A 20,373-nucleotide genomic window follows, 5' to 3' on the forward strand; every position below is an offset into this window, starting at 1 on the left:
GATGATAATGGCAGAAAATGAAGGTTTAATTAAGTTGATTGATGAAGAAGAAGGTATAGTAGTATTAGAGGAGCCTAATGGTGAAGAGAATCGCTATGAGATAGTACTAGTTCTTGATGTAGATGATGATACTTATTTAATTATAGTACCTGAAGATGATGATGTAGAAGAAGGTTTTGCTCTAAAAGTAGTTGAGAATGAAGAGGGAGATACCTTCTATGAGCCAGTAGTCGATGAAGAGGAGCTAAGTAAGATAGAAGAAGAATTAGCTAAGGAAGACCAATAGAGCTTAAGTTTATAAAACACTTCCCTCCTATCTTTGGGTATAGAGTATAAAATCTAATTTTATTGTCAATACTGTTAGTAGTACTTTTAAAAGAGGGGGGGTTAGATGTTATTAACTGAATGTATTTTAGAAGACAAATATTTTAGAGTAGAGAGTACCACCCATGCCCTAAAGCGTATGGAGGAGAGGGATATTGACCAGAGTTTGGTTACTGCGATCATTCTTAGCTTAGATAAAAAACTACTTGACTATAATGATACTGGTGAAGAGGTTGCAGTAATTGATCAAGAGAACAATTTGGCTGTAATTATTGAAGTTAGAGAATTTAAAGCAGTAGTAATCACAGTTATTGATCGGGCTAACATACATATTAAAGATGGTACACGGCTTGAAGAGATAGCTTAAAAATAATCGTGCTTATATAAGCACGATTATTTTTAATTTAGGTTAGCTAATTTTTTACCTAAATCTTTTTCTTCTAGGCTTCTAGTAATCATTTTTTCTCTATAAAAATCAAAGTGATTTAAAGTTTCTTTAGCTAAAAATTCATTTTCTTTAATAGATTCAGCTAGAAAAATTATTTTATTAGCTATTTTTTCTCTTTCCTGTGGAGTAGTCATCTCATAACCATTTTTCATCATTTCTTTAACATCCTCTAAGTTATCTAGTTCATCCATTGCCAACATCTTATTTATTTTCTCTTCTTTCTCTTTGTTTTCTATCATTATTTTCTTGACCTGTTCTCTTAATCTAATAATTTCTTCTTCTTTTTCTTCATAACTTTTAAAACTTTGCTGTTCAACAGCTTTTTGGATAGCCTCTTCAATCTCACATTTCCTATTAGACTTGATATGATTATAAATTTCTAAAGCTTTTGATTTGAAATCTTTTGGATTTTTTATATTTTCCCCTCCCTATTAATAAGTAATAAAATTACTTTTGATATAATAAAGACTTACGCTATTTAAACTTAGATATAATAGGTAGCTTGGCAATTAGCGAGAAGTTATAGTACAGAAATTTTTTGCTAATAAAGACTTATTACTAATGTATTATTTTTTGATCAGTACAATAGTTAATAATAGCATATGTCACCAACATATTTATACATTCATTGGAAAATACCTTTATTATTTACTATTTAATTTATGATTTGGAGTTTAATAGAGGGTTTGCTTTTGTTGATAAATGAGATGAGATTGTTTATAATAGAGAAGGGAATTATATTTGGGTTCTTTAGCTATTAAATATCAATTTCTAAATATTTATAAGTTGGGAGGGGGAGTTGTAGTGGAAAGTAAAGAGCAGATTAAAAAAATAGTTAAGAAGCGAAGAAAGTATCTTGTTATAGCAAGTCTAATATTTATGATAAATTTAATTTTATTTAGCTATGTACAACAATTATTAGAATCTGTTAGTAGTAGACCTATAACAGAGGAGATTATTGAAATAGAATCAGGCTCCTCCTTAGGTCAGGTTACAGATGACTTATATAAGAATGGATTAATTAAGAATCCTTTAGCTTTTAAAATATATATAAGGATTAGAGGGTTAGCAACTAAGATTCAAGCAGGGTATTATCAATTGAGCTCTAGTATGTCAGCTATTGAGATTGCAGATACTCTAGTGAAAGGAAGAGTTGCAACTTATAAGCTAACTCTTCCTGAAGGGATAACTATTGAAGAGATAGGAGATATTTTAGCTAAAAGAGGTTTGAATAAGGAGAAATTTCTATCTTTAGCTAAGAACAAAGAGGTTGATTTATTCTCTACTCCTGTTACAGTTAAGTATAATTTAGAAGGTTTTTTATTTCCTGAAACCTATCAGATCCCTTATGGAGCTGATGAAAAAGAGATAATAGATATTATGGTAAATGAATTTAAAAGAAGAATTAAACCTTTAGAAGAGGAGATTAAGAAGAGTGAGTATGATCTATATCAGATTATTACGATTGCTTCTTTAATTCAGGCAGAAGCACAGATAAAGGATGAAGCTCCAGTAATAGCAAGTGTTATTTATAATCGCTTGAATAGAGGGATGAAGTTACAGTTAGATGCTACGGTCCAGTATAGTCTGTCAGAACGTAAAAGTAGACTCTTATACAGTGATCTTAAAGTTGATTCAGAGTATAACACTTATCAGAATATAGGCTTACCTCCAGGTCCTATCAATAATCCTGGAATTGAGATGATTAAGGCTGCTTTAAAGCCTGAAGATACCGATTATTTATATTATGTTGTTACTAAGAAGGGTAGACATACCTTCACTAAAAGTTATCGGGAGCATTTAGAGGTGCAGAGGCGATTAAAGTAAAGTTAAGAACGTTATAATAATAGATAATATTAAGCTTAGGTCTAAGTTTGGGTATAAGTTAATAAACTTGCTTAAACTTAGACTTAAGCTTAAACTAATATAAGGAGTGTTATGATGAGTAATCTTGTTCAAGAATGGATTGTTAAATATCTACGGGAGAAACAACCAGATAGAGAAGGTAAATTTAGGGAGATTGAAGAATCGGCATTAGAACGAGGTTTTCCTATTATCGAGCCAGAGGTGGGAAATCTACTAAATCTATTGGTTAAATTACATAAGCCTAAGAGAATTTTGGAGATAGGTGCAGCAATAGGTTACTCGACCTTATGGTTGGCTAGAGATTTAAAGGGAGAGCTAGTTACAATCGAGTTAAATGAGGCTTCAGCTAGGGAAGCCCAAGATAATTTTGACACTTTGGGGTATGATAATATCAAGTTATTGACAGGTAATGCTTTAGAGATTTTACCTACTTTAGAGGGAAAGTTTGATTTTATCTTTATAGATGCTGCTAAGGGTCAATATCCTAATTTTTTAGAAGAGAGCTTAAGATTAATTAATGATGGTGGTTTGATTATAGCTGATGATGTCTTATTTAAGGGAATGATTGCTGATGACCGCTTTTATCATCCAAGATACAGTACATTGACTAGAAGATTAAGAGAGTATGTAGATACGATTATGGATCATCCGTTATTGGATTCATCAATAATTCCACTAGGAGATGGACTAGCAATTAGTATTAAAAAGGAGGAAGAATAGATGCAATTACCAGAGCTATTAGCTCCAGCAGGGACTTTAGAAAAATTGAAGATAGCGATATTATATGGTGCTGACGCTGTGTATTTAGGTGGAGAGGCTTATGGAATGAGAGAGAAGGCGGGAAACTTCACCTTAGAAGAGATGGAAGAGGGGTTAGACTTTGCTCATGAGCGTGGGGTAAAGGTCTATGTGACGGCTAATATTATCCCTCATAATGAAGACCTTGAAGGTTTAGCTGAGTATATTAAAGAAATAGACAAGCTTGGGGTAGATGGGGTGATTGTAGCTGATCCTGGTATCTTTGCTATAGTCAAGGAGGCTGCTTCTGAATTAGAGGTTCATATCAGTACTCAGGCAAATAATACTAATTGGGGTAGTGCTCAATTCTGGAAGAGTCAAGGTGCTAAGCGGATCGTTGCTGCTAGAGAGCTATCTCTAGCAGAGATTAAAAAGATTAAAGAGAAGGTGGATATCGATATAGAAGCCTTTGTTCATGGGGCGATGTGTATCTCTTATTCAGGTCGTTGCTTATTGAGTAACTATATGAATGGCAGAGATGCTAATAAGGGAGCCTGTGCCCATTCTTGCCGTTGGAAGTACACTCTGATGGAAGAGAAGCGTCCAGGGGAGCATTATCCTATCTATGAGAATGATCGAGGAACCTTTATCTATAACTCTAAAGACCTCTGTATGATAGAGTATATACCAGAGTTAATTGTAGCTGGAATAGATAGCTTGAAGCTAGAGGGGAGGATGAAGAGCCTCCATTATGTAGCTACAGTTACTAATGTCTATCGTCGAGCTCTAGATGCTTATGCTAAGGATCCAGAGGATTATCAATTTAAGGAAGAATGGCTAGAAGAGTTGAAGAAGATTAGCCATCGCAATTATACAACTGGATTCTATTTTGAAAAGCCAAAGGGTAGTGAGCAGAATTATGATGATTATGGCTTCCATAGAAGCTATGATTATATGGGAATTGTTCGTGATTATCTTCCAGAGAGTCAAGAGGCGGTGATTGAGGTGAGAAGTAAGTTCTTCCAAGGTGATGTTGTAGAGATCTTTGGACCAAGAACAGATACTTTCTCGCAAAAGCTAGATTATATTAAGAATGAAGAGGGAGAAGAGGTTCCAGATGCACCCCATCCCCATCAATTAATTACAGTTAAGGTCGATAATCCAGTAGAAGAGTATGATTTAGTTAGAAGAGAAAAAGGTGATGGTGATGAGTAAGCCAGTGTTAATAGGGTTAACAGGGGGGACTGGATCAGGCAAGACTACAGTAGCTAAGACGATTATAGAGGAGCTAGGTCATGATAATATAGTCTTGATTCAGCAGGACTCTTATTATAAGGATCAAAGCCATCTCTCCTTTGAAGATAGAATCAAGACCAATTATGATCATCCCTTTGCCTTTGACACTGAGCTGTTGATTGAGCATTTAGAGGATTTAATGGCTGGTAAAAGTATTGACAAGCCTGTCTATGACTTTTCTCACCATACTCGTACTGATGAGGTAGTTACTATTAATCCTTGTGATGTGATCGTTTTAGAAGGAATTTTGGTCTTAGAGAATGAACAGCTAAGGGATATGCTCGATATTAAGATCTATGTAGATACAGATAATGATGTCAGGTTTATCAGGAGATTATTAAGGGATACTAAAGAGCGGGGAAGAACTATGGATTCAGTAGTCAATCAATACCTAGGGGTAGTGCGACCAATGCACCAACAATTTATTGAACCGACTAAAAAGTATGCAGATATCATTATCCCAGAAGGTGGTTATAATAAAGTGGCTATTGATATCTTAGTGACCAAGGTCAAATCTATTTTGAAGGAGTTAGGTTAATGGTAGATACTATTGGATTTCAGGTTAAGGTGGAGAAGGGTGAATTGTATTTTGTAGATAATGTTATTAAGGCTTATGAAGGCTTGGCTTTAACTACAGTAGTGGGTATTGAAGATGAGGTTGGTATTTTGAATCTAGAGGTTAGTGCAGGAACTAAGGATGATGTGCTAGAGATATTGAAGAATCTACAGAAGCAGGTTAAGTTGGAGATAGTTGCAGGAGAATAATTTATCTAAAGAGACAGCATTGACATTTCTAAATGGCTAGGTAGGGGCTTAGGGGAAAGGAGTCATTGCTGTCATTTTTCTATGTAAAATCTAAACTCCCCTTTTGAATCTAAATTTAGTTAATCTAACCATTCTACAACTTCACTTAAATCCTTACGAGGTCGTGGAAAAGGTGATTGATTAGCATATCCAATAGCTACTGCTGCTATAAGCTCATCTCTTCTATTTAACCATGAACAAATTTCTCTTTTAGAATAAAAAACATCACAAATCCAAAGAGTAGCTAAACCGATATCTTGTGCTGCCAAAAGCATCGTTTGTATCGCTGCTCCAATTGATTGGGTATCCATTAATAATCTATTATGATTATTATTCTGTTCATCTTTAGAGAAGGGATTGAAAACTAGAATTACTACAGGTGCTTCTGAAATTGCATTAATGCTTAATTCACTGCTTCCTACACTCAAATTCTGCTTTTTAAGTAATTTTACCTTTTGATTCATAATTTTTACTAACTCTCTTTTGCTTTGACCTCGTAACACAATAAATCTCCAAGGTTGTCTATTCTTACCTGAAGGAGCTTTAATAGCTAGTTCTAATAATTGTGCTATCATATCTTGAGGGATATTTTTATTCTGAAACTTTCTTATACTTCTTCTGTCAATTATTGCTCTTAATGTATTCATCTAAAATCTCCTAATAAATTATAGTTTTAAATATCTTATCAATAATTTGCAATTTATGAATTTAAATAGTATTGCAGATAAGCAAACATTCTCAACCAATTTCCTATAAACCCAATATTTTATATTATTCATGATATACTTCGAAAATACCTTCTCAAATGTAAGTAAACTCAATTAATCATTTCTCCATACTTATTATGGTGCTAGATAGAACTTACTCATTAAATCTGCTCCTACAATTAGGTATCTAAATTTTCTAAATTGAACTTAGCTGTCACAAATAAAATAAAAACTCCTGATAAAAATCTTGCACAGTTTACAAAATAAAGTCGATTTGGAGATAGTTAAAGGAGAATAAATCTCATGGACAGGCACAATTGAGTACATCACCTCATATAGATATAAATAGGAGTGAAATTTGGGAGGTGAATGGTCTTTGGTGCCTTCTTTTTTAGTTGAGTTATGCTCAACATTGATGGATGGCTTAATGTTATTGGTATCATATATCTCTAATGGTACTACCTTTGCACAGCCTTTATCCAAAGAGGAAGAAGAAGAGTGTTTAAAGAGATTGGCTGAAGGGGATTTAGCAGCTAAGGATGAGCTAATTGAACATAATATGAGATTGGTAGCCCATATTGTTAAAAAATTTGAAAATACTAACGTAATAAAGTTACAATACATACCTAAGAAAATTACCACTTATACACAACCTCTATCAGATTCTTTTTAGAACTTACTCTAACTTCTTTGATGATTCTACTAACAGCATTTTTCTTTCTTTGAATAGGGGAATGGCTTTTTAAAGTTTCTATTACATCTCTTAAGGTGGTCATAAAAGATTCTTCATCAATAGTCTTTTCTTTTATCTTATTTTCTAAGGTTTTAAATTCAGTTAATAGCTCTTCTTTTTCTTCTTTAAGTCTATCTTTATAACTCTGTAGCTGCTTTAAATTAATTACTCCTGCTTCATAAGCCTTCATCTGTCTTTCAAATTGTTTGTCAAAGTTATTTAACTTGTCCTTAATACTCTCATATTTCTTTTCTAGGCTATCTGTTTGACTTACTAATATATTTAGTTTATTAATGTCTACTTCACCCCTTGAGACACTTTCTAGGGCTTGTATAAAATACTTTTCTATCTTATCCATATTATTAGAGTTACCATAACAGTTATTATACTTGCCATGATTAGTACAACGAGCATATACATAGGTCTTTACCTTTCCAGAGGCTAATGTTTGTCTAGAGAATTGACGATGCATAGTACCATGACATTCATAACACTTTAAGACTCCTTGTAGTAGGTAAGGGTCATATTTATCATAATTTCTTCTAGTCTTTCTTTTCTGAGTTAAGTCTTGGACTAATTTAAAGTCACTTTTAGAAATAATAGGGGAGTGGTTATTTTCAATTTTAATATCTTGCCATTCAAAGGTTCCAATATAAGCATTGTTCTGTAATATTCTAAGAATAGTAAGGTTGTTCCACTTCATAATCTCACCAGTTGATTTTTCTAAAGAGAAGTCATGTTCATTCTCTTGGAGAGCTAAGGCTATTTTCTGAGTTCCTTTTCCATCAATGTATTCTTGGAAGATGTATTTAACTATTTCAGCTTCTTGTTCTTGAATTTGATACTTGCCATCTTCTCCAATAATATAACCAATAGGGGGTTTACCTACTGCTTGACCAGCTTTAGCTTTTTCACGTTGACCTTTTTCAACTTCACGAGCTAAGTTTTCAGAGTAGAATTCTGCTATGACTTCAAGGATACCTTCAATCATTTTACCAATAGGTCCTTCTCCAAAATCCTCTTTAATAGCTATTACATCTACTTCACAATCTCTACGAAGTAAGGACTTATAGACTATAGAATCTTCACGATTACGAGCAAATCTATCGGTCTTATGAATCAGTACAGCATCATAGTTTCCCTTATCATTTTTAATATCTTTAATCATTTGTTGGAACTGTGGTCTATCGGCTGTTTTGGCACTTTCTCCTTTATCTACATACTCAGCTACTACCTCATAGCCATTCTCTACTGCATAATCACGAAGTTGACTGATTTGAGCATCAATAGATAGTCCTTCTTCAACCTGTATCTTGGAAGATACACGAGCATAGATGACTGCTTTTTTCATAATGTTCACTCCTTTCTCTATTAATTATAGACTAGTAATGAAAAAAAGAAAAATCCTTTATTTTCTTTAGATGATATTCTGTAGCTTTACAATATTGCTGTGTATATATTAATCTTATAAATTCAATTATTTATAAGATTTTCAAACAATGTACTAGCTTTTTTAACTTCAATATTAAATAGGACCATACATAACAGGTAAGCAAAAATAAATATGGCAAAGATTATTAAAGATTCAAATTCTGGATTTAAAAAATTAATAAGCATAAGTCCAATCCATAAAACCCCAAAAACTAATACAAATTTATTAAGTCTCATAGTTATTTTAATTGTGCTTCCAGAATTATCTGGATGAATCACTCCATCAACTATTGGTAAAAAAGAATTTTTATATTTTATTATTCTTGAAATAAAAAAATGATTATCAATTATTGTACCTTTAAATTTTTTATCACTATCATAGAAGAATGAACCTTTAAGCATATTAATTTCAATATTTTCTTCGATTTTTTTCTTAAGCTCACCTGTAGATAAATCTGTCTTTATTTCTAATTTTTTATATGGCAAGTATAACAGTTTAATCACTCCTTTTACTAGATAATTAATAATTTGAATCAATATTATTTATCCAAACAGAGTAGGAAAGTGGTATTTTAATTTAAGAATAAATTAGCAAATAAAATAAAAAATATATAAGCCAATACTATACTCTTAACAAAATCCTTCCAACTAACTTCAACTCCTTCACTAATTCTCATATCAGTATTAGCAATTTTATCATGGATTAACTTTGGGTTGCTTTTTACCTCGTCTTTAATAAATAACCAAAAACATATAGTATTAAAAATATTATAAACAATATAATGGATTAAAGCTATGGGCATCAATAAAATTCTAATTAAAACCTGATGCCATCTAACTTTATTGTTATTCTCTAGAGAGATTAATTCAATTTTTAGAAGCTTGTCACCAATTGTTTTGTTAAATAGTATTAAAGATAAGAAGTAGTATACTGGTAATATAATAAATATTAATTGTGGTTTATTAAAATACTTATCAAATAGCATTGATGAAGAAAGTCCTATTATCATATTATCTAGAAAAAATCTAGCAATAAATCTTCTATGGAAAGAAGGTCTTTTATATTCTATCTCATTTTGCATTATTCAAAATTCCTTCCTTGTTCTTTGGTATAAAATTTTTTATTTTTAATTTAATGTTTCTGTGATTCTCGACCGTGCATTATTTAATAATAACTCTCTATAAATTACACACTACTATAACACACCATCTGATGAATGACATGTCGCTAATCAGGGGTTATGGGAAGTTAAAATGCGATTTTAATAATTCCATTACTTCTATTAATTATCTCCTTTCTCATAAGTTCATTAACTAAGTTGTCAATTTCTGCTATATTACGATTGCATAAATAATTGCTTCTGTATGGGCACTCAATGTCGTTTTGTACACATTCCTTTTCAAAATATAAGTAGTCATCTATTACTCTTTTATCACTTATAAGGGTATCTAATAGGATACATCTCTCTTGTTCTGTTATTTTATAAATAGTTTTAGACGCTATACCTGTCATTGTTAAAGCAGTTGATGCTACTCCTTTAGTTAAGTTACTATCTAAAATAAGCATAATCAATATTAGTAACGACTTTCTAATATTGATGCTGTATTTGGTATCAAACATTATAGTGTTATAAAAGCCTGGTCTCATTCTTGTAGGGTTTTTTAATATATTTACATATTCCTCATCTTCAAGAATTTCTGGATTTTTACTCAGAAAATCTAAAACTTTATCTACATGTCTTCCACTGCTTGTTAATTCAATAAGTTCCTTCATCAAATCAAATTTTGTTACATTATTAAATTCTATATAATTCATGTTTCCTCACCTCAGCATTTTAATTTTCAATAACTCATATCTTAACGACACAATTCGTTTAACCCTCTAAATAAGCATTCTAGTAGTATTAATATTTCTTTATATCCCACTCTTAAATTCAATAGTATAATCATCTACTTGTGATAGGTATCCAGCTGAAGTTATATTAAAAGATTTAGTCTGATTATCAGCAAAATTTTTAAGTTGTATATAGCTAGTTCCAATAGTCGAGCCTGAATTGTTATATAATCTGATAATAAAAGTAGTTAAATTATAATTCTTGCCAGTCTGGTTAGTTAGCTTTCCATTAATATTAATCTTACCACTATTTCCTGTTAGTTTGATATCTTTATAGGTGAAGCCAGGAGTTATAGTCTTTTTATCTGTATCTTCTGATAAATTATTAGATATGGATTCTTTTGGTATCCAGCCTTCAACCTTAACTTTAATCCATTTGTCAGTTGAGCCTATTACTTCAACTTGAGTATTTTGGGGGAGGGTGGTTATAGTTCTTCCATTGGGCTCAATCCTTAATTTTGCTTGATTTGCTTTGATAAAGAAGATCTGTTTAGCCCAAGCTGTTAGTGTTAGTAATAGGATACAGATAATTATAGAGGAGATTATCTTCTTTTTAATATTAATCACTCCTTATGGTTATCTTATCTTTCTTTTAATAAGATAAAATTATATTATTTAATCAGTAATTGCTGTATTTGTTCAAAATATTTGAAGTAGTATTTAGATTCTTTTTTTAATTTTTCTTTGTTATTCTCGTTTAAGTTAATGTTATATTCTTTGTTAAAAATAATATATGCAAAGAATTGATAAATTCTTTTTTCTCCTGTGGGTAAATCTTTAAAATTTATCTTATCTACACTATCTCTATCACCTTCAAAAATATATGTTTGGATTCCAATGTTTAAATCCCAGATATAATAATATAGTCTTTCTTCAAATGTAGTTGGGTCATCTGAAGTATTACCATATACTAACCACGGAAGCATATCATAACCAAAATGTTTAATGGGTTCTGTTTCATAAAAGAAATAGTTAAATGACCCTTGATTATAGCTATTTGTAACTAGGTCACCATTTTTATTATAAACTGCTTCTGAATAGCCATTATTTTCTTTATTTTTTTGAATATAAACTACATTTTCATTTTCTCCTCGCATTTTGTGAATATTATTCTCGTATGTATTACGGAGAATATAATTTATTACAGATAACTCATAATCGGTAGGAATATAATGTTTATCAAATTTATATTTTGAGTATATACCCTTGTCCATAAGATATTTAATGTGACTATCATCCATACTTAAAGCAATAGTACAATTTACAAATAAAAACATTGCTAATAAGATTAAAATTATTTTATAATTCATATTACACCTCTATTAAGATTAATTTGATAAGTTTAATTGTTGACTTCTCAGTTATTTTCCCACAATATGAATAAATGTTAAAAATATCTTAAATAGATATAAATAAAAACTTAGCATAACACTAAGTAGAGCTTGTTATATAAAATTTATCCTCCTAAAGCTGCCATAGCTTGTATAGAAAATAGGTCAGCTTTCTTTTCAAGAGGGGAGTGTTGCATATCTAAACCAATAGTATATGATTTTTCTGGCATATCGTAGAGGATATGTTCTATTTCATGTAATAAGACTTCTCGTTGTAATTCTAAAGATATATTTTTATTTACTATGATTAGATAAGTTCCATAGTTGGAACGGTAAACAAAACCGTTTAGTTCTGATCCTAAATAGCTCTGTCTAATAAAGATACCTTGTTCCTCAGCCCATTTGTGTATTTTATTTAAGAACTTACGTAACTCAGCTTTGTCATTAGAAAGGAGAGCCTTGGGTAAATTCATCCTCCATGTCTCTCCCTTTCTTCTTCTTCAAAAATCTTAATAATCTTAATTACTCGCTGTATAGTTTCTGGGCTAAGGTCACGAGTTTGTTTAAATAATAGTTGTAAATCTTCTCGTTCTTCTAACTCTCCCCAAAACTCTACTAGTTCTGGATCATTAGATATAGCAGATTTAATCTTTGTATTTGGGTCTTGGCGTTGGTCTGTACGGCAAAGAAGATAGTCTACGGACACGTTAAAGAAGTCTGCTAATTCATCTATTAAATCCATATCTGGTTTTCTATAGTCATTTTCATAATTAGAAAAAGTAGTTCTACCTCTATTAAAATGCTCAGCCATTTCTCTTAATGTTAAGCCTTTATCTTGTCGTAGTTCTTTTAATCTCTCTCCAAAAGTCATAAAGCCACCTCCTTATTTAATTATACACGTTTGTGGGAAAAAATCTACATTTGTACAGTAAACGTGTCAAAAAGTTCCCGAAAACAGAAAAAAACACTTGACAGTCCCGTTTTTGTGGATTATAATATAGATAATAAGTCACAAAAACAGGACAAAGGGGAGTTGGAAATGAATTGTAGAAATCAAAAATTAAAATCATTAAGATTTGATTATGGTTTAACTCAAGATGATATGGCAAAAATATTAGGTATTAGTAGATCAACATACAATGAAAAAGAAAATGGTTTTAGTGAATTTAAACAGAGTGAAATTTTTTGGAATCAACGTCACGAAAACAGGACAAAACAAAGAGCCAGTTAATATAATATAACCAAAGTGGTTATTTGGTATAAAGGTAGCATTTTGATTAGCAATTATATCCAACATAGGACAATCAACTAAAGCCATATAGTTTAATAAGGGAGGGGGTAAGATTGGGTTATAAAATTTTGCATTGTTTTGCAATGCCAGATGGAACGGAGACAGAGCCTTTAGAGACGGAAGAGTTTTTGGAGAAGTATAAAGATAAGCTAGCTAATTGGGATAACTTAGATTTATTTAAGATAGACTTGATAAAGATGGCAGCAGAGATGAATGGTTTAGAAGTAGAGATAAAAGTAAAATCAAAAGTAAAATCAAAAGTAAAATCAAAAGTAAAATCAAAAGATACTTCTAAGGTTAACTGACAGCTGTTGACCATAAAGGGAAGGTGTACAAGTTAATTAAACTTTAAACTAAAAGTTAGGAGGGAATGTATGAGAGAACGAGTCAAAAAAGAATTTTTTGCAGAAATTTCAACTAAAGAATTGCTAGAAGAGTTGAAGAAAAGAGTAGGGGAAGTAAGTAAAGAGACTATTAATAAGTTCTTTAATCAGAATTACATAGGACAGCAAATAGAAAAAGACACTACTCGCCACAAGTAAGTGTCTTAAAGATTAATACTTTATCAAATTGAACTACACCTCAAAAGGAGGTGAATTGATGAAACAGATTATAGCTCTAACTATAATCTCTGCTCCACTATTAAATTCTTTTCTTAATTATAGCAGATGGTGGAGCGGATAGCAAGATAGCTAGACTAGTTTGAGATATTTATGGGATTGACTAGACCATCAAGAATAATTAAGGAGCTGAGAAGATGAAATCAGATATTATCGGAATGTTAAAAAATATGGAAAAAGGTTACTATAAAATTATCCAATGTCGTAAGGATGGAGGGTTTAGAACCTTAAAGAATGATAAGAATCACCTACATACCTTTATTAGCAAGATTAGAAAGAATGATTTGAAGGAGTATGAAACATTAGAAGAGTCTAAGATAGTATTTAATTTCTTTGATGATTCGGTAAATGATAGGTGGGAGGTCATACCATCTATCAAATTAATCCGATATCAGATTAGAGGTCAGAAGAGAAGAACTGTTGCTAATGATTTAGTTGATAAGGAGTTGGGAGTATCTTTATTAACTCAAGTTGGACAAGCTCAGAAGATTGAGGGTACAGATATTATTGAGGTTGTTAATAATTTTGATACTGGTTATCTGGAGTATATCTTAAAAGATAAATTAGAGCAGAAGATAAGTAGAATAGATTTAGCTAATAAAGCTGTAGCTAAGGTGGTTTGATGAAGGGAATGGTATATATCAACTATACAGGGGTGGTAGTTATCTAATGTATAAAGTTGAGGAGTTGTTAAAACTTGAAGGTGGTAAATATAGTATCAAGCTATGGAATGTTTTCTTTAAAGATAAGGGACAAGTCTATTGTGATGCTTATTTAACTGAGATAGATAGTAACTGGACAATCATGCTTAATGGTAATGGAAATAAGATATTACTGTCTAAAGCTCAGATAGGGTATTTGATTTCCAAGGTGGAACGGTTAGATTTATTGAGATATGGAAGAGAGAAGGTTGATGAATACTTTGGTTTAGCCAATGGATCAGGAATTAAAAAGGGATATCACTATTATAAATTACTCTTTCAATATCAAACTCATTTCGACAATGGTACTGCTAAGAAATATCCTTTCTCCTTCTTTGTTAAAACCTATGATAATCATTATAGAGTTGACTTGGATGATATGCTGTTAACCCTATATAAATTTAAGGATATCTTAGAAAAGATGATTATTGGTAGAGGTGTAGTTAAGATTGAATCTATTTATGATATAGATAAGAAAGCAATGGTCTATGAACGTGGGTCTTACAGCAGTAGCAATAGTCATACTCAATCAGATAATAATTCTGATGATATTTCTAACAGCATTGAAGTTAATATAGGTGATAAGGATCAAAAGATATTGGAGTTAGGAGAGATTGAAGTTACTGTTGGTAAGAATGTAGGGAAGAAATTAAAGGAATTAGGCAAGAGAGACATAGAGTGGTTAGCAACTAAATCCTATGATGAAGATTTAAAGAAAGTAGCAACTGATTATTTAAGATTGATGTTCTAGAGCTGGCCCTTTGGGGCTGGCTATTTAAGGAGTGGTAAAGATGGGTAGATATAGATTACCTGGAGAGGAATCAGAGGTAGAAGAAAGAAAAGAGAGAGGTCAGCGTGAAAAAAGTCTTGCATGGGCTAGGATTATAAAAGAGAAATTGGCTAAATGACTTACCTAAGGGAGTGGAACCATGCCTAAAATAGATAAGCTTAAAAGAGCGATTATTAAAGAAGAGCTGGTAGTAGCAATAGAATATAGGTTAAATGATAAAGGTATCTCTACAAGGGACTCTTATAAGTTAGCGATATTACTTAATCAGGCATTATATTGGACTGAAAGAGTAGGTCAAGAGAAATATCAAAGATTCTTGATTGAAGAGAGTAGACGGGAAGTAGATGATATTGCTGAATTAAAAGGTGGTTGGATATATAAGAATGCTGAGGAATGGGCAGAAGATTGTCTATTAGGGGTGTCAAGCCAGACGGTAAGAAGATGGTTTGAGAAGTTAATTAAGATTGGCTATATCTTAGAGAGAAATAATCCTAAAGTTAAGTTTGACCATACAGTTCAATATAGGCTTAATTTGGTGAAACTGATTGAAGATTTGAATAAGTTAGGTTATAAATTGGAGGGTTACAAAACAGCATCATTACTGAATCTCCAAAATGGAGAATCGAGAGTGCAAAATGGAAATTCCAAAGTTCATAATGGAGCTAGCAATCTCCAAAGTGGAGGAACTATACCAGAGATTACTACAGAGAGTACTACAGATAATGCTACTCAGCATAAAGAACAGGAAGGAAAAATTGAAAGTCAACCAAATCATGCAGTAGAAGAAGTGCAACATTACATTCTCTCTCAGACAAAGAGGGTCAATTTAGGCAAGGAATATTTGATTATTGAGGATTTAAAGCAATATAGTACAGCAGTTATTAAGAAGGCCTGTGATTTGGCAGTTACAGCCCAAGAGTCTAGAGGAAATTATAGGCAGGGTGATGCCAAAAATGGGGTTGATATATCAAGCTATAAGTTTATTAGGTGCTTTATAACAGAAGCTCAGGAACTTTTAACTCAAAATTTGGGAGGTGCAAATAGTGGAAGCAATATCTCAAATACTCCAAAAGAATTCACAGAAGGTGGTCAGTATAAATCAGAGCAGGGAGAAGAAGGAGCCAATAATTCAGAGATCCAAGAAGTTGAAATCTCTATCGAAGACCTTTAATCTGGATAGACTTAAGCAGACTCAATATAAGGCAGTCTGGGAGTTCCAGAATGGTGAAGTGGACAAGGAGCAATTTGAATGCCGAGCTTGTTGTGATAAAGAGATCATCGTTAGAAGAGATAAAGATGGATTTTTAGCTATTTCCTGTGATTGTAAAGAAGAGAAGAAGATTAAGGCTCAAAAAGCTAAGGAACAGAAGAGATATGAAGAGAATATTCAAGCGGCTAAGATAAGGGAAGGGTTTATCGGTAAAACCTTTGCTGATTTTAAAGAGCTAGCAGGAAAGAAAGAGGCTAAGTTAGCTGCTATGGACTATGTTTATAACTTTGAATTTTATAGAAAGAAAGGGATTGGAATAACCTTTATTGGCAAGTGTGGTCGAGGAAAGAGTTTATTATCTCATATAATCGAGCAAGAACTATTAGACAAAGGTTATACCGTGATAAATGTAGTGGCTAAAGAGTTTTATGATGATATTAAAAATACCTATAGCAACCCTGCTCAGGAAACATCAAAGCTGATAGATTCAGCCAAGAAGGTTGATTTGCTAGTAATAGATAATTTAAACGCTAAACGATTTGGAGCTGATGAATTAGAAAAGCTTTTTATTATCTTGAATTATAGGATAGAGAACAATAAGCCTTTTATTGTTAATTCTACAGGTGATATGAAGTATCTGGAAAGACAATTAACTGAAGATCATGTAAGTAGGTTGATTGGTAAGAATGGTGACCCAATTGTTGTTGGTGGAATTGATATGAGAAGAAAGCATGGTGAAGCGATTACAAAGCTAAGAGAACAGAATATAGATAAGTTGAGAGCAGAAGGCAGAGGATGAGGGATAGCCAGTATTTTCTTTGAGATGGGAGGATGGTTTGATGAAGAGACATAGAAAGTTAATCGATTACTTGCTTAATTATAAGAAGATAAAGAGTAGAATAGAGGCGGTTGATATTCAGTTGGAGTATAATCAGCAGGCAATTGATTATGCTAGACCTAAAGTAAGTGGGGGAGTTTATTGTGACCCAGTTTATGATATTGTAGAGAAGAGATTAGATAGTAAGTTAGCTAGAGAGAAGGAAGAGAAGGAGAGAATTATCAATTTAATAGAGACTGGATTAGAATCATTGGATAAGGAGCTAGAGTTACCATTGATTAAAGCTAAATATCTGCAAGATAGGGTAGAGCGAGATAATATGATTTATAATAGTATTAGATTTCCTTATTCAGCTAGTCAATATTATCGAGTGAAGAAGAGGGCATTAGCGAAGTTGGAGGAGAGTATTGGGGATTTGATTTAAAAGGCATACTAGAGCAAACCTTTTTTATGATCACAAATTTTGATAGAGGTGTAATAATTATTTTGTAGAATGATAAATTATAACATGGTGATTAGTAGTTGTTTTAAAATATAAGATATATTTTTATAACTAAAGGCTATACTAATAGCTATGCTTATAATATTTTAAATTGGTTGCTAGAGGGGGAGTTATATGTTCAAGGAAGTGGATAATAAGAAGGAGAAGATTGATCAAAAGAGACCTTTACCTAAATACACAGCTGTTAGTATTAGAAAACATTTATTATTAACTTGGACATATAACTCTAATGCTATAGAAGGAAATACTTTGACTTTATTAGAAACTAAAGTGATATTAGAAGATGGGGTAGCCATTGGAGGAAAGACCTTAAAGGAGCATTTTGAAGTTATAAATCATAAAGAGGCTATTTTATATGTAGAGGAGATAGTAAAGAAAAATAAAAATCTCTCAGAATGGCAAATTAAAAGTATCCATAGATTAATTCTGAAAGGTATAGATGATGAATATGCAGGTGTATATAGGAAAGAAAGAGTTATTATAAGTGGTGCAGAGCATATGCCTCCTGAACCAATAGCACTTTCTGGAGAGATGGAAAGATTGATAAATTGGTACTCAGGCGAGGGTCAAAGTTTACATCCTATTGAGAGAGCTGCTAGACTACATACAGATTTTGTTAAGATACATCCTTTTATTGATGGAAATGGGAGGACTGCAAGGTTGTTATTGAACCTAGAGTTGATGAAAGCTGGTTATCCTCTAGTAATTATTAGAAATGAAGATAGAGCTAGATATTATAGTTCTTTAGATAAAGCATGTACAATAGGAGATTATAATGAATTTATTTTATTAGTAGCTGAATCTTTAAATAGGAGTTTAGATATGTATTTAGACTTGATAGATTAAAGTTGATATAAAATTGGAAGATATAAGATTTAAATCATTGATATAATTAGAATTAGTAAGTAGTGAATAGTAATGAGTAAGAAGATAAACTAAATACTAAAAACCTTTAAAGTCAAGAGCATATTGCTTTTGACTTTATTTTTTTACTATTCTTTATCAATCACAAATTAAGCTTAAGAAGGAGGTGCTGTCAGTAAATGAATGGAGAAACTAAAACAATCAAATGTAGTGGTAATAAAAGTGATGGTTCTAGATGTACTAGAGAAAAACAGGTAGCTATTGATTTTGCTGGTGAGTGGTACTGCTGGCAGCATCAAAATAAGGCACAAAATGTCACAGATACTACGAATGAAGAATTGAGCGAGAATCAACTCAAAGCTATAGACCTACTTATCTCGGGAGAGTTTACTAAGACTGAAATAGCTGAGAAGTGTGACATTAGTAGAAGGCAATTATATAGGTGGTTAGAAGATGAAATTTTTAAAAAGATTTATTATGAAAGGCTAGATGAGATAAAGGATAAGTTTAATCCTAAGTTATTGAATATGATTAATGATATTATGAGAACTGCTCATCCAGAAGAGATAGATGATGAGTTGGATAAGATTGAGGCATTGGAGAGGTTATTCAAACTATATCAATTATTGAATGGAGAGGCTACGGATATTATTAAAGGAGATTTTAAGCATCAAGGTGACATGAATTATAATATTGATTTGTCTTATATGAGTGATGAAGAACTTAAAAAAGAACTAGAGAAATTTAAGGAATAGAGAAAATCATTAAAACAATAAACTCAAGGGCTTTTTTAGCCACGAATCTACACGGATTCACACGAATAAAAATATAGGAATAAAAAGCGATTTTTAAGTTCTAGTAGTAAATAAATTGATTATTAGAATACTGTGGTGATAGTTATGAATAGAAAAGATAAGGAAAAATTATTAATTCTTAAGCGGGAAAAGAAGATTAGAGATTCTAGGGGTAGCTTATGGGAGTTTTGTCAAACTATTTCTCCAGAATTCTACCAAGAGCATAGGTGGCATTTAAAACTATTATGCGATACTTTGCAGAGGCTATATGAAGGAACTTTAGTTAATGAAGAAGGAAAAGTTTATACTAAACTGATGATGAATATGCCTCCTCGACATGGGAAATCTAGAACACTAATCAATTTCTGTAAATGGGTATTGGGTAGGAAGAAGAGTAATAGGATTATAACCTGCAGCTATAATGATGATGCTGCCACGGATTTCTCTAGATATACCAGGGATGGGATTATGGAGGGGAAAACTTATCCCCACGAGATTGTTTATGAGGATATTTTTCCTGAAAGCAAAATTAAGAAAGGGAATGCTAGTTATCATCAGTGGGCTTTGGAAGGAGAGTTCTTTAATTATAAGGGTGCAGGTATTGGAGGGAGTATTACTGGAAAGGGTTGTAATATTTCCATAGTTGATGACCCAGTGAAGGATGCTGAGACTGCCCTTAATGATAGAGCCTTGGATAAAATTTGGACCTGGTATAGTGGAACCTTTCTTTCTCGTAAGGAAGAGGGAGCTATTGAGATAGTTAATATGACTCGTTGGGCTAAGAAGGATATCTGTGGGAGGATATTGGCTGGTCCTGAAGGTGATGAGTGGTATCTATTAAAGTTAGAGGCTAAGGATGAAGAAGGCAAGATGCTCTGTCCTGATTTGTTATCAGAGAAGAGTTATGAAAGTCTAAGGGTTAATATGGTTCCAGAAATATTCAGAGCGAATTATCATCAGGAACCGATAGACCAGAAGGGTAAATTATATAAGTATTTTCAAAGTTATGATGAGTTACCTGAGAGTTATGATAGGATTATCTGCTATGTTGATACTGCTGATGAGGGTAATGATTATCTTTGTGCTATTGTTGGAGTAGAGTATGAAGGTGAGATTTATGTAATTGATGTTCTTTATACTAAAGAAGGGATGGAGGTTACTGAGTCACAGACTGCTGAGTTATTGGTAAGA

The 20,373-nt window shown here is 32.1% G+C and carries 29 protein-coding genes; 19 read left to right on the plus strand and 10 right to left on the minus strand.

All coding sequences use genetic code 11. From position 1 onward, the window contains the following. The first annotated feature begins 7 nt into the window (after positions 1–7). The gene (locus BX659_RS15970) at positions 8–286 is read left to right on the plus strand and encodes a DUF1292 domain-containing protein (protein WP_097019282.1); all 279 of its coding nucleotides are present in this window, start codon (positions 8–10) and stop codon (positions 284–286) included. A 105-nt stretch (positions 287–391) separates the two neighbouring features. Next, complete coding sequence (locus BX659_RS15975; RefSeq protein ID WP_097019283.1) at positions 392–691, plus strand: DUF4258 domain-containing protein; 300 nt, start codon at positions 392–394, stop codon at positions 689–691. A 32-nt stretch (positions 692–723) separates the two neighbouring features. Here BX659_RS15975 and BX659_RS15980 read toward each other — a convergent pair whose 3' ends face one another. Continuing rightward, positions 724–1,011 (minus strand): hypothetical protein, encoded by a 288-nt coding sequence (locus tag BX659_RS15980; RefSeq protein ID WP_097019284.1) that lies wholly within the window; start codon positions 1,009–1,011, stop codon positions 724–726. Between the two features lie 565 nt (positions 1,012–1,576). On the opposite strand from BX659_RS15980, the gene mltG reads away from it, so the two are divergent. The 5 genes from mltG to BX659_RS16005 all read left to right on the plus strand — a co-directional run bounded on the left by mltG (position 1,577) and on the right by BX659_RS16005 (position 5,437). Further along, a complete protein-coding gene (gene mltG / locus BX659_RS15985) occupies positions 1,577–2,599 on the plus strand; it encodes an endolytic transglycosylase MltG (protein ID WP_253250805.1) in 1,023 nt (340 codons plus the stop codon). Between the two features lie 114 nt (positions 2,600–2,713). After that, complete coding sequence (locus BX659_RS15990) at positions 2,714–3,358, plus strand: O-methyltransferase (protein ID WP_097019285.1); 645 nt, start codon at positions 2,714–2,716, stop codon at positions 3,356–3,358. Then, positions 3,359–4,591, plus strand: a complete 1,233-nt coding sequence (locus tag BX659_RS15995) for a peptidase U32 family protein (protein WP_097019286.1) — start codon at positions 3,359–3,361, stop codon at positions 4,589–4,591. It begins immediately after the preceding gene. Then, positions 4,584–5,210, plus strand: coding sequence for a uridine kinase (gene udk, locus BX659_RS16000; protein ID WP_097019287.1), 627 nt, complete (start codon positions 4,584–4,586; stop codon positions 5,208–5,210). The genes BX659_RS15995 and udk overlap by 8 nt, the downstream gene beginning before the upstream one ends. Next, on the plus strand, positions 5,210–5,437 hold the full coding sequence (locus BX659_RS16005) for a DUF4911 domain-containing protein (RefSeq protein ID WP_097019288.1): 228 nt from the start codon (positions 5,210–5,212) through the stop codon (positions 5,435–5,437). Before udk ends, BX659_RS16005 begins: the two co-directional genes overlap by 1 nt. Before the next feature lie 119 nt (positions 5,438–5,556). Here BX659_RS16005 and BX659_RS16010 read toward each other — a convergent pair whose 3' ends face one another. Further along, positions 5,557–6,123, minus strand: a complete 567-nt coding sequence (locus tag BX659_RS16010; protein WP_097019289.1) for a nitroreductase family protein — start codon at positions 6,121–6,123, stop codon at positions 5,557–5,559. A 439-nt stretch (positions 6,124–6,562) separates the two neighbouring features. On the opposite strand from BX659_RS16010, the gene BX659_RS19105 reads away from it, so the two are divergent. Continuing rightward, positions 6,563–6,856, plus strand: a complete 294-nt coding sequence (locus tag BX659_RS19105; RefSeq protein ID WP_181186452.1) for a hypothetical protein — start codon at positions 6,563–6,565, stop codon at positions 6,854–6,856. Here the strand turns inward: BX659_RS19105 and BX659_RS16020 are convergent. The 8 genes from BX659_RS16020 to BX659_RS16055 form a co-directional block, all read right to left on the minus strand. Further along, complete coding sequence (locus BX659_RS16020; RefSeq protein WP_097019290.1) at positions 6,819–8,267, minus strand: recombinase family protein; 1,449 nt, start codon at positions 8,265–8,267, stop codon at positions 6,819–6,821. The two genes, BX659_RS19105 and BX659_RS16020, sit on opposite strands and share 38 nt — an antisense overlap. A gap of 122 nt (positions 8,268–8,389) precedes the next feature. Beyond that, positions 8,390–8,833: a hypothetical protein gene (locus tag BX659_RS16025; protein WP_181186453.1), complete on the minus strand. Its 444-nt coding sequence runs from the start codon at positions 8,831–8,833 to the stop codon at positions 8,390–8,392. 86 nt (positions 8,834–8,919) lie between these two features. Continuing rightward, positions 8,920–9,429 carry an RDD family protein gene (locus BX659_RS16030; protein WP_097019292.1) on the minus strand — a complete coding sequence of 170 codons (510 nt, stop codon included), beginning with the start codon at positions 9,427–9,429 and terminating at the stop codon, positions 8,920–8,922. 167 nt (positions 9,430–9,596) lie between these two features. After that, positions 9,597–10,163 carry a hypothetical protein gene (locus BX659_RS16035; RefSeq protein ID WP_097019293.1) on the minus strand — a complete coding sequence of 189 codons (567 nt, stop codon included), beginning with the start codon at positions 10,161–10,163 and terminating at the stop codon, positions 9,597–9,599. Between the two features lie 99 nt (positions 10,164–10,262). Next, the gene (locus tag BX659_RS16040; protein ID WP_097019294.1) at positions 10,263–10,808 is read right to left on the minus strand and encodes an FxLYD domain-containing protein; all 546 of its coding nucleotides are present in this window, start codon (positions 10,806–10,808) and stop codon (positions 10,263–10,265) included. Between the two features lie 44 nt (positions 10,809–10,852). Then, the gene (locus BX659_RS16045; protein ID WP_097019295.1) at positions 10,853–11,551 is read right to left on the minus strand and encodes a hypothetical protein; all 699 of its coding nucleotides are present in this window, start codon (positions 11,549–11,551) and stop codon (positions 10,853–10,855) included. 146 nt (positions 11,552–11,697) lie between these two features. Further along, on the minus strand, positions 11,698–12,045 hold the full coding sequence (locus BX659_RS16050; protein WP_097019296.1) for an ImmA/IrrE family metallo-endopeptidase: 348 nt from the start codon (positions 12,043–12,045) through the stop codon (positions 11,698–11,700). Further along, positions 12,042–12,443, minus strand: coding sequence for a helix-turn-helix domain-containing protein (locus BX659_RS16055; protein ID WP_097019297.1), 402 nt, complete (start codon positions 12,441–12,443; stop codon positions 12,042–12,044). Before BX659_RS16055 ends, BX659_RS16050 begins: the two co-directional genes overlap by 4 nt. Before the next feature lie 168 nt (positions 12,444–12,611). On the opposite strand from BX659_RS16055, the gene BX659_RS16060 reads away from it, so the two are divergent. The 11 genes from BX659_RS16060 to BX659_RS16100 all read left to right on the plus strand — a co-directional run. After that, a complete protein-coding gene (locus BX659_RS16060) occupies positions 12,612–12,803 on the plus strand; it encodes a helix-turn-helix transcriptional regulator (RefSeq protein WP_097019298.1) in 192 nt (63 codons plus the stop codon). Between the two features lie 113 nt (positions 12,804–12,916). After that, a complete protein-coding gene (locus BX659_RS16065) occupies positions 12,917–13,168 on the plus strand; it encodes a hypothetical protein (RefSeq protein WP_097019299.1) in 252 nt (83 codons plus the stop codon). A gap of 69 nt (positions 13,169–13,237) precedes the next feature. Then, on the plus strand, positions 13,238–13,405 hold the full coding sequence (locus BX659_RS19110; protein ID WP_172431990.1) for a hypothetical protein: 168 nt from the start codon (positions 13,238–13,240) through the stop codon (positions 13,403–13,405). Positions 13,406–13,620: 215 nt separating this feature from the next. Next, positions 13,621–14,106 carry a hypothetical protein gene (locus BX659_RS16070; protein ID WP_097019300.1) on the plus strand — a complete coding sequence of 162 codons (486 nt, stop codon included), beginning with the start codon at positions 13,621–13,623 and terminating at the stop codon, positions 14,104–14,106. 46 nt (positions 14,107–14,152) lie between these two features. Next, a complete protein-coding gene (locus BX659_RS16075; protein ID WP_097019301.1) occupies positions 14,153–14,935 on the plus strand; it encodes a hypothetical protein in 783 nt (260 codons plus the stop codon). 178 nt (positions 14,936–15,113) lie between these two features. Beyond that, entirely contained in the window at positions 15,114–16,145 is a 1,032-nt protein-coding gene (locus tag BX659_RS19115; protein WP_172431991.1) for a hypothetical protein, read from the plus strand. Further along, positions 16,120–16,983, plus strand: coding sequence for an ATP-binding protein (locus tag BX659_RS16080; protein WP_172431992.1), 864 nt, complete (start codon positions 16,120–16,122; stop codon positions 16,981–16,983). Before BX659_RS19115 ends, BX659_RS16080 begins: the two co-directional genes overlap by 26 nt. 40 nt (positions 16,984–17,023) lie before the next feature. Next, positions 17,024–17,446, plus strand: a complete 423-nt coding sequence (locus BX659_RS16085; RefSeq protein WP_097019303.1) for a hypothetical protein — start codon at positions 17,024–17,026, stop codon at positions 17,444–17,446. A 192-nt stretch (positions 17,447–17,638) separates the two neighbouring features. Next, positions 17,639–18,370 carry a Fic family protein gene (locus BX659_RS16090; RefSeq protein ID WP_097019304.1) on the plus strand — a complete coding sequence of 244 codons (732 nt, stop codon included), beginning with the start codon at positions 17,639–17,641 and terminating at the stop codon, positions 18,368–18,370. A 197-nt stretch (positions 18,371–18,567) separates the two neighbouring features. Beyond that, on the plus strand, positions 18,568–19,143 hold the full coding sequence (locus tag BX659_RS16095; protein ID WP_097019305.1) for a phBC6A51 family helix-turn-helix protein: 576 nt from the start codon (positions 18,568–18,570) through the stop codon (positions 19,141–19,143). 144 nt (positions 19,144–19,287) lie between these two features. Then, the coding region (locus BX659_RS16100) for a terminase large subunit domain-containing protein (RefSeq protein WP_253250806.1) at positions 19,288–20,373 on the plus strand (1,086 nt) is incomplete at its 3' end.

This window comes from Orenia metallireducens (genome assembly GCF_003001995.1).
Taxonomy (GTDB): domain Bacteria; phylum Bacillota; class Halanaerobiia; order Halobacteroidales; family Halobacteroidaceae; genus Orenia; species Orenia metallireducens_B.